This window comes from Kitasatospora sp. NBC_01246 (assembly GCF_036226505.1).
Classification (GTDB): Bacteria; Actinomycetota; Actinomycetes; order Streptomycetales; family Streptomycetaceae; genus Kitasatospora.
In genome coordinates, this window is record NZ_CP108484.1 from 2,323,035 (window position 1) to 2,333,932 (window position 10,898).

Here is a 10,898-nt window from a genome sequence, read left to right on the forward strand (position 1 = left end):
CACCGGCCCGCGACCGCGGCGACGGACCGCGCCCGGCCCCTGGACAGGGAGGACATCGTGCACGACCGTACCGACCGGCTGGCCGACACCAGATACCTCCTGCTCACCACCTTCGACGAGGACGGCAGCCGGCTGCGCTCGGCGATCTGGGTGGTGGCGGACGGCACGGCGCTCGGCATCTGGACCCCCGCCCACTCCGGCGAGGCCGAGCGGATCCGCCGCCACCCCCGGGTGCTCGTCGGCCCCTGCGACGCCCACGGGCGCCCGACCGGGCGCCAGTTGCCCGCCCGGGCGACGGTCTGCGACCCGGACGACACCGCGCGCTACCGCACCTCGCTGATCAACAAGTACGGCATGACCGCCCTGATCGCACTGGCCCGCAGCCGGTTCCGGCTCGGCCTGTCCGGGACGGTCGGCATCCGGATCACGCTCAGCCGGGTGGAGCAGCGGCTGGTCGGGCCGGAGTGGCAGCTGCCGGCGTCGTACTGCCCGAACTGAGAGGCCGCGAGCGGGCGCGGCGGTGCCGGGACCGGTCACAGGACCGGTCCCGGCACCGCCGTCGCCCGTGGTTTCGACTACGCCCGTGGGTTCGCCCACGCCCGTGGGTTCGCCTGCGCCCGTGGGTTCGCCTACGCCTGTCGGGTCGCCTACGTCCTCGGGCCGGACGGGCCCGGCTCAGCCCACGTCGTCCGGAGCCGTGGCGAGGTCGCCCGGCTCGCAGGCCTCCCGGCCGGTCCCGGCGTGCACGACACGCACGGCCCGGTCGGGACCACCTGGGACGACCTGCTGCTCCCGCCCGCAGCGCGGACAGATCAGCGGGATGCGGGCCCTTCTGGGCTCCTCAGCCCCGGAGCCGGCACCGACCTGCGGCGCCGTCACGACAGCGGGTGGGACGGGACGGGACTGGCGTCCTGGATCTCGCCGTGGGCCTTGGTGAGAAGCTGCGAGGCGAGATCGTTGAGCGCCCGGGCGGCGGCGACCTCCTCGCCGACCCGCAGCTGCTCCGGGTCCGACGGGTGGCGGCTGGTGTAGCCGTGGGCGCGGATTTCGGTTCCGTCACCGAGTCTCAGCAGGGCGGCGGCGGCCGTCCGCGCCCCCTCCTCACGGAACTCCATCTCGATGTGCCAACCAACGAGTGTCTGCATGGCGGATCACCTCCAGAGATTCCTTCTCCAGAGTGCGCCGCCTGCGGCGCGAGCACCAGGGGAGGCGGCTCCAGCTCGACTTGAACACGTTCAAGTGCGCCGCGTACAGTCACTGGCGCAAGGCTTTGAACGTGTTCAAGGAAGGGGTGCGGCCACCATGGGCAGAGGCACCGCGGAGCTGGTCGACCTGCTGGTCCTGCTCGGCATGGGCGCCGTGATCCCGCTCGGCCTGACCCTGATCGACGAGCCCGGGCTGGCCCGCGTCCGCCGGCTCTGGCCCCTGGCCGCCGTCCCCGGCGCACTGTCGCTCTGGCTGCCGCGCGGCGGCCTCGCCACCGGCTGCGCCGCACTCTACGCGCTCGGCACCCTCGCCCTGGCCGCCCACGCACCGGCCCGGCTCGCCCGCACCCGCTCGCTCGCGCCGCGCGAGATCGCCGTGCTCACCGCCCTCGCCACCCCCTCGGTGGCCGGGCTCGCGCTGGTCGCCGAGCGCTCGGGCCACGAACTCCTCGGCTTCGACCTCGACATCCTGGCGCTGACCGTGCCGCACTTCCACTACGCCGGGTTCACCGCCGCCCTGGTCGCCGGGCTGGTCTGCCGGGCCGCGCCGGAGAGCGCCGCCGCCCGCTGGGCCGCGCTCAGCGTGCCGCTCGGCACCCTGCTCGTCCTGGCCGGCTACTTCGTCGACGACTGGGCCGAACTCGCCGGAGCCGTCGTGCTCACCACCGGGATGTGGCTGGTCGGCCTGCTCACCTGGCGGGACCTGCGCACCCGCACCGCCGACCGGCCCGCCGCCGTCCTGCTCGGGACCGCCTCCGCCGTCCTCGCCGCGACCATGCTGCTCGCGCTCTGGTGGGCGCTGGGCGAGGCCTCCGGCGTCCCGCACCCCACCCTCACCTGGATGGCCGCCACCCACGGCGTCGGCAACGCCCTCGGCTTCGCGCTCTGCTCACTGCTCGCCTGGCGCCGCCTCGCCCGACCCCAGGCGCCGACCGCGCGCCTCCCCCACCCGAAGGAAGCCCTGCGATGAACCGCCCCCGGGCCACCGACCTCAACTACCCCGAGACCGGCGCCAGCACCACCCCCGACCGCCCGCTGCCCGGCGGCTACCACCACCTCCGCCACCGCGCCCTGATCGGCCACGGCCGCGCCGCCCTGGAAGCCGCCGGAGCCGCCGTGCTCGACTGGCGGATGCACCGCGCCGCCGGCGTCCGCATCGCCGCCGAAGCCACCCGGGCCATCCCCGGCACCGCCGTCACCTGCGCGATCGGCCTCGGACCGGTGCGCGCCGCCGCCCCCTGCCGGGTGATCTGGAGCGCGGACGGCCCCGACCGCTTCGGCTTCGCGTACGGCACCCGGCGCGGGCACCTCGCGGTCGGCGAGGAGACCTTCCTGGTCGAGATGGGCCCCGACAAGGCCGTCCGGTTCACCGTGAACGCCTTCAGCCGCCCCGACCGCTGGTTCGCCCACCTCGCCGGCCCGCTGCTCCCGCTGGGCCAGCGGCTCTTCGCCCGACGCTGCGCCCGCGCCCTGACCCGGATCGCCGCAGCGGCGGAACAGCGGGCGTCGGCGGTGCGGTAGCCGGGGCGGTAGCCGGGGGCGCGGGCGCGGGTTCGGCGCACGGTCGGCGTTCCGGCTCCGCCCGGGTATCCGCAGCCGGCGGGGTCAGGCGAGGCGGTAACCGCAGGTGCCGGCCGCGACGCATGACCGGACCGGAGCGGCAGTACCCGCCGGGAGCGGCGGACACCGGCCGGCGTTCGGGATCGGCCCGGGGCCGTTACAGCCCCGGGGGAACGACTCCCGACAATGGGGCGCCGTCCCGAGCGGGGTCCGTCAGACTCGCCCGGTGATCGAGATGCAGCCCGTCCTGGAGACGCCCGGCCGCGACGGCTTCGACCTCTGGCCCGTCGGCCCGTACGAGCCGTACGGCTTCCTCCCACTGGGCGCCGCGATGAGCCCGGCCGACGTCGGTACGGCGGTGATGCAGATCGCCGACCACAACGAGGCCGAGCCCGGCCCCGGTGAGGAACCGGCCGGATCCGGCGACCCGGCCGGCCGGTTCCTGCACGGCCTGCTGACCTCGGAGTACCCGGTCGCCCCCGGCGGCCTCCGGGTCTTCGCCCCGGCCACCGGCACCGTCCTTCGTCCGGGCTGCTGCAACGGGCTGGAGGAGTGGCGGGACTGGTACGAAGTCCTGGACGGCGACGGGTTCGCCCTCTTCGGCCACGACCCCACTCCGCAGGCCCGGCGCGAGGGCACGCTCGTGCGGCTGACCCCGGACGGCGCCGTCCGGGACGGTCCCGTCATCGAGCTGCCGCTCGACGGACTGCGCCGCCTCGTCACCGGAGCGGCGGACGAGCTCGCCGCCTTCCTGCGGCTGGCCGACGCCTGGGCCGCGGAGCACCATCCCGACCGCCGCGCGCCGCTGGCGGCCGCCCTCGCCCGCGCGGTGGGCCTGGGCGCGGACACCGAGGAGGCGTAGCACCGGCCCCCCGACCCCGCCGCCCGCCCGCCGGGCGGACCGACGAGGTCCGTACGGCAGACGGCGGCCGCCCCCGCCCGCCCGGGGGGCCTGGGCGCGGGCACCGGGGAGGCCGCGCCCGGGTCAGGCCGGGTGTACCGGGACGGTGACCAGGACGGTGACCAGGACGGTGGCGCCGTCCAGGGTGCGGACCTCGAAGTGGTCGATGTCGGCGGGCTGGAGGCCCGTGCCGCCGGTGGTCCGCAGGGCGGCCGGGGCCGCGCCGGTGGTGCCGTAGCCGGCCGCGGGGACGCTCCAGCTGGTCACCGTCCAGCGCTCCCCGGTGTGCGAGACGGCGACCAGGTCGCAGCTCAACGGGCCCTGGACGTTGGAGAGTTCGAGGCTCACCTGACTGCCCCACCCCTTGCCGTCGACGCCGACGACGGCGTGCGCGCCGGTGGTCGGGTCGGTGGCGGTGAACTGCTGGGCCGCGACGGCGACCACGCCGGGCGTGGAGTCCGCGGTGACCACGACGGCGGTGACGGCCGGACCGGCGACCACCAGGACCGCGGCCGCGGCGACCAGGACCAGCCGCCGCGCCCTCCCCCGGCGTCGGCCTGCCGAGACCTCGGCGACCAGCCGGTCCAGCAGTCGCCCGTCCGGCCGGGGCGCCGGCCCTGCCGGATCGATCCCGGCGGCCTCGGCGGAGGCCGCGTACTCGGCCAGCAGCGGCTCCACGAAGCCGAGTTCGGCCACCTCCCGGGTGCACTGCGGGCAGCCGGCCAGGTGCGCCGCGAACGCGTCGCGCTCGGCCGGTTCGAGCAGGCCGAGGAGGTAGGCGCCGACGTCCAGGTGCTCGCCGCCGGCGGTGTGGCCCTGCTCGGAGCCGGTCGGTCCGGGCTCGGACGATGTCACGATGTCACTCCCCGTTCCTCCAGCGCGAGCTTCAGCGAGCGCAGCGCGTAGAACACCCGCGACCGTACGGTACCGGCCGGGATGCCGAGTTCGGCGGCCGCCTCGTTCACCGAGCGGCCCTTGAAGTAGGTCTCGACGACGACCTGCCGGTGCGCCTCCGAGAGGTCCCCGAGCGCCTCCGAGATGGTCATCAGCCGCAGTGCGCGGTCCAGTTCGTCCTCCGCGGGCAGCAGCTCCAGCGGTGCCGGGTCGACCTCGCGCGGGCGGGCCAGGCTGCTGCGGTGGCCGTCGATGACGATCCGCCGGGCGACCGTGACCAGCCAGGGCCGCAGCGAGCCGCCGCCCGGGTCGAGCCGGTCGATGTTGCGCCAGGCCCGGACCAGCGTCTCCTGCACCACGTCCTCGGCCCGCTGGCGGTCCCCCGCGACCAGGTGGAGGACGAAGCCGAAGAGCGGCCCCGCGTGCTCGTGGTACAGGGCTCGCATCAGTTCTTCGTCCGGGGCGGCGGCGCCGCGTGCGGGCGCACCGCCACCGCGGTGCTCGTCGGTCACGACGCCATTTTCGCGCACCCGTACCTCCGGGTCGAGGGTTCCACGTCCGGTCCGGACCGTCGTCGGGGCGGGTCAGTAGCCACCGCCGGGGGCGGCCGGCGTGCTCGGGGCGGAACTCGCGACGCCCGCCTTGCCACCCGCCGGGGTCAGCGCCCACCAGGTGCCGCCGACGCCCTGGCCCTTGGTGTCACCGGGCTGCTTGTCGGGCGCGTAGCGGTAGGCCGGCCAGCCGTTCAGGGTGATCTGCTTGCTGCCGTCGGCCCGGGTGACGGTGCCGACCAGCTTGCTGTCGATGCCCTTGACGGTGACCGAGCCGTCGGCCGGCGCGGGTGGCCAGATCGAGGCGCAGTTGCCGTTGCAGTTGGACATCGGGGGCTGCGCGGTGTCCTGGTCGAAGCGGTAGAGGGTGAAGCCGGCGCTGTCGGTCACGATGGTGCCGAGCCTGGGGTCGGTGGCCGTCTTCAGGGTGGCGTCGGCGGGGGCGGCGGGGCTGCTCGGCGTCGCGGGCGCGGTCGGGGCGGCGCCGGAGCCGGCGGGCGTGGCGGACCCGCCGCTGCCGGAGCCGGACGACCCGCACCCGGCCACCAGGGCGCCCACGGCGATCCCGGACGCGGCGAGCACGGCGATCCGACTGGTACGGGTGGTGCGACTGTTGCTGCGCATGGGTGCTTCTCCCCCGGCTGGACGCGCACGGCCGCTCGGACACGGGCCGCGCTGTTCGTACCGCGCTGACGCGGACACCCACCAGTACGGGCGCCGACGGCGGAGCACTCAACGCCCGGCCGGGAAATCCGCGGGAGGGGGCTCCGGAATAGTGCGCGGACGGTCGCGGTTGTGCCGGGCAGATGGCCTGAACCGCCACCCCCGGAAGGGCAGGAACCGCGAGATGAGCAACACGGTCGAGCTGACCAAGGAGAACTTCGACGACATCGTCCCTGGCCAGGACGGTAAGGACTTCGTCTTCATCGACTTCTGGGCGGCCTGGTGCGGCCCGTGCCGCCAGTTCGCCCCGGTCTACGAGAAGGCGGCCGAGCGCCACTCGGACCTGGTCTTCGCGAAGGTCGATACCGAGGCGCAGCAGGAGCTGGCCGCCGCGTTCGGCATCCAGTCGATCCCGACGCTGGCGATCATCCGCGAGGGCGTGCTGGTGTTCTCGCAGGCGGGCGCGCTGCCGGAGGCCGTGTTCGAGGATCTGATCGGTCAGGCCCGCAAGCTGGACATGGCCGAGGTGAAGCGCAAGGTCGCGGCGGAGCAGGACGGCGGCCCGGAGGCCTGAGCGCGGCCGTCGGGGCGACCGGTCGGGCGGGCGGAGCCGCCCGGGGCCGGTCGTACGGCGGCGCGGGTGACTCCGCGACGGTAGGCCCGGGTGGCGAGTGCCCCCGGGCCCGTCGCTGTTGCGGGCCCGCCGCCCTTCCAGCCCCGTCGCCGCTGCGGGCCCATCGCCATTGCGGGCCCATCGCCGTTGCGGGCCGTCGTCACGCTGTCCGCCGGGACGCCCCGGTCAGGGCGTGGGCAGCCGGGCCGCGAGGCCGTCCAGGAACAGGCGCAGCGCGAGTTCGAAGCCGCGCTCGTCCAGCCCGGGTGCCCCGGAGCCGGGCCCGCCGCCGCGTTCGGCGGCGGCCTCCAGCGCACCGGCGAGGGCCGGGTAGCGGGGCCGGTACTCGGCCGGCGGGCGGGTGAAGCCCGCGGTGAAGGTCTCCAGCGCGGACCCGAGCACCAGGTAGTCGACCGCGGCGGCGACCTCGGCGGCGTCGGCGGGCGCCAGGCCGGCCCGGCCGAGCGCCCCGAGCAGGGCCTCGTAGCCGAGCAGTTGGAGGTCGGCCCCGACCCGGCGGCGGGCCAGCAGCGCGATGGTGTGGGGATGGCGCAGGAAGGCAGCGCGGTAGCCGCGGACGTAGGCGGTGAGGCCGGTCCGCCACTCCCGGTGATCGGTGCCGTCGAGCGGCCCCAGGTCGATCTCGGCGTTGACGAGCTCGGCCAGCCCGTCGATCAGGTCGTCCTTGCCGCTCACGTGGTTGTAGAGCGAGGCCGCCTTCACGCCCAGCCGGTCGGCCACCGCGCGCATGGTGAGACCGTCGGAGCCCTGCTCGTCGACCACGGCGAGGGCGGCCCTGGCGATGATCTCCCTGCTCAGCAACGCCCTGGTCGGTCGTCCCACGCTCGTCGTCCCTCCCTGCCGGCTGCGTCGGCCCCACGGTATTACAGCCCGGTCTCGACTCTTCCCCTGCCCCGGGTGAGGGGGTTACCGTCCCTGACTAACAAAGTTAGTTTTCTGTGGCGGGCCCGTCCGAGGGGCTCACCACGGGTGACGGCAAGGTGGACGCCCCATGACCGACAACCTCCCGAGAGCCCGCGGCGGCGTGACGCCCGGCGGCCCGGGCACCGCCCCCTCCGGCGGCAGCCCGACCGGCGACAGCGGTGCGGCCCGGTCCGACGCCGAGCGGCTCGCCGCCCTCGGCTACCGCCAGGAGCTGCGCCGCAGCCTGGGCGTGCTCGGCAACATCTCGATGGGCTTCGCCGTCGTCTCCCCGGTGGTCGGCCTCTACGCCGTCGGCCAGGTCGGCCTCGGGGTGGCCGGCGGCGCCTGGGTCTGGGCGCTGCCGGTCTGCCTGCTCGGCCAGATGCTGGTGGTGGCGGTCTACTCCGAACTCGCCTCGCAGTGGCCGCTGGCCGGCGGTGCCTACCAGTGGAGCCGGCGCCTCACCGGGCCGACCTTCGCCTGGCTGACCGGCTGGATGTGGCAGTTCGCGGTGATGTTCGCCAACACCACCGTCGCCTACCTCGCCTCGCCCTGGTTCTTCGCGCTCTTCGGAGTGACCCCGACACCCGCGCAACTGGTGCTGGTGTCGGCCGCGTTCCTGCTCGCCTGCACGCTGGTCAACGCCTACGGCGTCAACGTGCTGCGCCGGTTCGTCTCGCTGGGCATCGCCGCCGAGACGGTCGCCTCCGTGCTGGTGGGGCTCGCGCTGCTGCTGCTCTTCCGGGCGCACGGCTTCGGCCTGGTGACCGACCTCCTGGACGCCCCCGCCACCGCCGGGGTCTCCACCGGAGCGGCCTTCCTGGCCGTGATCGCGGTCGGCGGATGGGCGTTCATCGGCTTCGACGCGTGCGTCTCCACCGCCGAGGAGACCAAGGACGCGAGCCGGCAGGTCCCGCGGGCGATGTGGTGGGCGCTGATGAGCGTCGGCGTCGTGGTGATCCTGAACGCCGTCGCCGTGGAACTCGCCCACCCCGACCCGGCCGCCGTGGTGCGCGGGGAGGACCTCGACCCGGTCACCACCGCCGTCACCTCGGCCTTCGGCGACTGGTCCGCCAAGCCGTTCGTGGTCGTCGTGCTGATCTCGTTCACCGCCTGCCTGCTGGCCTCGCAGGGCGGCGCCGCCCGCGGCCTCTACTCGCTGGCCCGGGACGGCGTCTTCCCCTTCGCCGACCAGGTCCGCAGGGTCAACCGGCACCGGGCGCCGATCGGCGGGCTGGTCGCGGCGACCGTGGTCAGCTCCGCCGCGCTGCCGCTGGGGCTGGAGTCCACCGCGATGGGCAGCCTGATCACCTTCGGCACGGCCGCGACCTTCCTGCCGTTCTTCCTGCTCAGCGTGGCCGCGCTGGTGGCCAGGCTGCGCGGCGTGTGGCGGCCGTCCGGCCAGGTCTCGTACGGGCGCGCCGGCACGGTGATCAATGCCCTGGCGGTGCTGTGGACCGGGCTGGAGGTGGTCAACATCTGCTGGCCGCGCAGCATCCTGGCGCCGCCCGGCGCGCCCTGGTACCAGGTGTGGGCCGCGCTCCTGGGCGTCGGCCTGGTGACCCTGGCGGGCGTCGGCTACCTGCTGGTCCGGCGGCCGCAGCGGCTGATGCGCGGCGGGGCCTCCGAGGACCGGCCGGTCACGGACGAGCTCGCGCCCGCCGTGCACTGATCCGGTGCCCGGGCCCGCTCACCCCTGCTCGGCCCACCCGGCGAGGCGGGCGGCGAGCGCCCGGACCTCCGTGCGCAGCGCGTCCGGGCGCAGGACGGTGAACGGCCGGCCCAGCCCGGCCAGCATCACCGCGAACCCGTCGAGGTTCTGGGCCCGGGCGCGCAGCAGGACGCGGCCGTCGTCCGCCGCGCTGAGCGTCCCGACCACGGGCGGGATCCGCTGCCGGGCCTCGTCGAGGGTGGTCGTGAGGAGCACCTCCACCTCGTGCGTCCACGGCACCGAGGCCAGCGACTCCACCACCCGCTGGACCGGGTCGAAGTCCTCCGGCGGCTCGAAGGGCGTCCCGCTCGGCTCCGCCGTCCCGATCCGGTCCAGCCGGAAGGTCCGCAGCTCGCCGCTGCGGTGGTCCAGCCCGGTGGTGTACCAGCGGCCCGAGTGGAAGACCAGCCCGTACGGGTCGAACTCGCGCTCGCTCGGGACGCCCAGGCGGTCGCGGTAGGCGAGCCGGACGCGGCGCCGGCGGCGGGCCGCCTCGGCGAGCGCGAACAGCGCGGCTCCGGCCGGACTCGGGCCGGCGGCGGGCGCCGAGGTCAGCCCCAGGGTCTGCTCCACCGCCTCGACCCGCTCGCGCAGCTCCGTCGGGAGCACCCGCTGGATCTTGGCCAGCGCCGACTCGGCGGCCTGCTCCCCCACCGACAGCCCCGACCGGCGACCGGCCAGCAGTCCGAGCACCACCGAGGCCGCCTCGTCCGCGGTGAGCATCAGCGGCGGCAGCCGGAATCCGGGGCGCAGCCGGTAACCGCCGTAGCGGCCGCGGTCGGCCTGCACCGGGATGCCGAGGTCGGCCAGCCTGGCGGCGTACCGGCGCACCGTGCGCTCGTCCACCTCCAGGCGGGCGGCCAGCTCCGGGCCGGTGAGGCCGGGCCTGGCCTGGAGCAGCTCCAGCAGGGCCAGGACCCGGCTGACCGGGTGGTTCATCGGCTCCCCCTTCGTCGGCCGGCCGGTCCGTGCCGACCCGGCCGGGATCCGGAATCAATCCGGGCGAGATCTGTCCGGCTCCGATCCTAGAGTCGGTCCTGACGGATTCCCCCCGGACAAGGAGTGGTCCCATGAGTACCTTCGTTCTCGTTCCCGGTTTCTGGCTGGGCGCCTGGGCGTGGGACGACGTCGCCCGCCCGCTGCGCGAGGCCGGGCACACCGTCCACGCGGTGACCCCGGCCGGGATGGCCGAGCGTGCCGCCGAGCCGGGGCCCGAGGTCGGCGTGGAGACCCACATCGCCGACCTCACCGACCTGCTGACCCGCGAGGACCTGTGGGACGTCGTCCTCGTCGGCCACAGCGGCGGCAGCACCGCGGTCACCGGTGCGGCCGACCGGATGCCCGAGCGGATCCGGCGGGTGGTCTACCTCGACAGCGGTCCCGTCCCCGACGGCGCCGCGCTGGGCGACCTCTGGGAGCCCGAGCACCGGGCCCACGTGCTGGCCACCCTGGTCGACGGCCGCCACCCGTTGCCGTCCTGGGAGGAACTCGCCGCCGGCAGCAGCGCCGACGGCCTGGACGACGCCGCCCGCGCCGCCGTCCGCGAGCGCGCCACCGACCAGCCGGCCGCCACCTTCACCGAGCCGCTGCGGCTGACCGGCGCCGGGGCGGACCTGCCGAAGGCGCTGATCTCCTGCTCGTTCCCGCTGGAGCAGGTCCGCGCCATGATCGCCTCGGGCCATCCGTACTTCGCGCAGCTCGGCGGCCCGGAGTGGGAGCTGCGGGAGCTGCCGACCGGGCACTGGCCGATGTTCTCCCGGCCGGCGGAGACGGCGGCGGTGCTGGCGGAACTCGCGGAGCGGGTGGGCCCGGAAGGCTCCGCGGCCCGGTGATCGTGGGGGCCCGGTGATCGTGGGGGCCCGGTGGTCGTAGGGGC

The 10,898-nt window shown here is 75.5% G+C and carries 13 protein-coding genes; 7 read left to right on the forward strand and 6 right to left on the reverse strand.

Going from position 1 to position 10,898, the window contains the following annotated elements; translation table 11 throughout:
* The first annotated feature begins 57 nt into the window (after positions 1 to 57).
* Positions 58 to 498, forward strand: a complete 441-nt coding sequence (locus tag OG618_RS10085) for a PPOX class F420-dependent oxidoreductase (protein ID WP_329486992.1) — start codon at positions 58 to 60, stop codon at positions 496 to 498.
* A gap of 377 nt (positions 499 to 875) precedes the next feature.
* Here the strand turns inward: OG618_RS10085 and OG618_RS10090 are convergent, their stop codons facing one another.
* Positions 876 to 1,145 carry a DUF1876 domain-containing protein gene (locus OG618_RS10090; RefSeq protein ID WP_329486993.1) on the reverse strand — a complete coding sequence of 90 codons (270 nt, stop codon included), beginning with the start codon at positions 1,143 to 1,145 and terminating at the stop codon, positions 876 to 878.
* 157 nt (positions 1,146 to 1,302) lie between these two features.
* On the opposite strand from OG618_RS10090, the gene OG618_RS10095 reads away from it, so the two are divergent.
* The 3 genes from OG618_RS10095 (at position 1,303) to OG618_RS10105 (ending at position 3,627) form a co-directional block, all read left to right on the forward strand.
* Positions 1,303 to 2,175, forward strand: coding sequence for a YndJ family protein (locus tag OG618_RS10095; RefSeq protein WP_329486994.1), 873 nt, complete (start codon positions 1,303 to 1,305; stop codon positions 2,173 to 2,175).
* A complete protein-coding gene (locus OG618_RS10100; RefSeq protein WP_329486995.1) occupies positions 2,172 to 2,726 on the forward strand; it encodes a DUF1990 family protein in 555 nt (184 codons plus the stop codon). Before OG618_RS10095 ends, OG618_RS10100 begins: the two co-directional genes overlap by 4 nt.
* Before the next feature lie 274 nt (positions 2,727 to 3,000).
* A complete protein-coding gene (locus OG618_RS10105) occupies positions 3,001 to 3,627 on the forward strand; it encodes a hypothetical protein (RefSeq protein ID WP_329492057.1) in 627 nt (208 codons plus the stop codon).
* A 123-nt stretch (positions 3,628 to 3,750) separates the two neighbouring features.
* Here the strand turns inward: OG618_RS10105 and OG618_RS10110 are convergent, their stop codons facing one another.
* The 3 genes from OG618_RS10110 to OG618_RS10120 all read right to left on the reverse strand — a co-directional run bounded on the left by OG618_RS10110 (position 3,751) and on the right by OG618_RS10120 (position 5,735).
* Positions 3,751 to 4,521, reverse strand: a complete 771-nt coding sequence (locus tag OG618_RS10110; RefSeq protein WP_329486996.1) for an anti-sigma factor family protein — start codon at positions 4,519 to 4,521, stop codon at positions 3,751 to 3,753.
* Entirely contained in the window at positions 4,518 to 5,072 is a 555-nt protein-coding gene (locus OG618_RS10115; protein WP_329486997.1) for a sigma-70 family RNA polymerase sigma factor, read from the reverse strand. The genes OG618_RS10110 and OG618_RS10115 overlap by 4 nt, the downstream gene beginning before the upstream one ends.
* A 72-nt stretch (positions 5,073 to 5,144) precedes the next feature.
* Positions 5,145 to 5,735 (reverse strand): hypothetical protein, encoded by a 591-nt coding sequence (locus OG618_RS10120; RefSeq protein ID WP_329486998.1) that lies wholly within the window; start codon positions 5,733 to 5,735, stop codon positions 5,145 to 5,147.
* A gap of 223 nt (positions 5,736 to 5,958) precedes the next feature.
* Here OG618_RS10120 and trxA point away from each other — a divergent pair, with 223 nt between their 5' ends.
* On the forward strand, positions 5,959 to 6,348 hold the full coding sequence (gene trxA, locus OG618_RS10125) for a thioredoxin (RefSeq protein ID WP_329486999.1): 390 nt from the start codon (positions 5,959 to 5,961) through the stop codon (positions 6,346 to 6,348).
* A 225-nt stretch (positions 6,349 to 6,573) separates the two neighbouring features.
* Here trxA and OG618_RS10130 read toward each other — a convergent pair whose 3' ends face one another.
* Positions 6,574 to 7,230 (reverse strand): TetR/AcrR family transcriptional regulator, encoded by a 657-nt coding sequence (locus tag OG618_RS10130; protein ID WP_329487000.1) that lies wholly within the window; start codon positions 7,228 to 7,230, stop codon positions 6,574 to 6,576.
* A 169-nt stretch (positions 7,231 to 7,399) separates the two neighbouring features.
* Between OG618_RS10130 and OG618_RS10135 the strand changes: the two genes are divergently transcribed.
* Complete coding sequence (locus tag OG618_RS10135) at positions 7,400 to 8,983, forward strand: APC family permease (RefSeq protein WP_329487001.1); 1,584 nt, start codon at positions 7,400 to 7,402, stop codon at positions 8,981 to 8,983.
* A gap of 18 nt (positions 8,984 to 9,001) precedes the next feature.
* Here the strand turns inward: OG618_RS10135 and OG618_RS10140 are convergent, their stop codons facing one another.
* Entirely contained in the window at positions 9,002 to 9,961 is a 960-nt protein-coding gene (locus OG618_RS10140; RefSeq protein ID WP_329487002.1) for a helix-turn-helix transcriptional regulator, read from the reverse strand.
* Positions 9,962 to 10,092: 131 nt separating this feature from the next.
* On the opposite strand from OG618_RS10140, the gene OG618_RS10145 reads away from it, so the two are divergent.
* Positions 10,093 to 10,854: an alpha/beta fold hydrolase gene (locus OG618_RS10145; RefSeq protein WP_329487003.1), complete on the forward strand. Its 762-nt coding sequence runs from the start codon at positions 10,093 to 10,095 to the stop codon at positions 10,852 to 10,854.
* Positions 10,855 to 10,898 lie beyond the last annotated feature (44 nt).

Coding starts and splice junctions, on each gene's coding strand:
- OG618_RS10090 (WP_329486993.1), bottom strand. CDS start 1,145: ATGCAGACACTCGTTGGTTGGCACATCGAGATGGAGTTCCGTGAGGAG.
- OG618_RS10105 (WP_329492057.1), top strand. CDS start 3,001: ATGCAGCCCGTCCTGGAGACGCCCGGCCGCGACGGCTTCGACCTCTGG.
- OG618_RS10100 (WP_329486995.1), top strand. CDS start 2,172: ATGAACCGCCCCCGGGCCACCGACCTCAACTACCCCGAGACCGGCGCC.
- OG618_RS10095 (WP_329486994.1), top strand. CDS start 1,303: ATGGGCAGAGGCACCGCGGAGCTGGTCGACCTGCTGGTCCTGCTCGGC.
- OG618_RS10120 (WP_329486998.1), bottom strand. CDS start 5,735: ATGCGCAGCAACAGTCGCACCACCCGTACCAGTCGGATCGCCGTGCTC.
- OG618_RS10145 (WP_329487003.1), top strand. CDS start 10,093: ATGAGTACCTTCGTTCTCGTTCCCGGTTTCTGGCTGGGCGCCTGGGCG.
- OG618_RS10135 (WP_329487001.1), top strand. CDS start 7,400: ATGACCGACAACCTCCCGAGAGCCCGCGGCGGCGTGACGCCCGGCGGC.
- trxA (WP_329486999.1), top strand. CDS start 5,959: ATGAGCAACACGGTCGAGCTGACCAAGGAGAACTTCGACGACATCGTC.
- OG618_RS10140 (WP_329487002.1), bottom strand. CDS start 9,961: ATGAACCACCCGGTCAGCCGGGTCCTGGCCCTGCTGGAGCTGCTCCAG.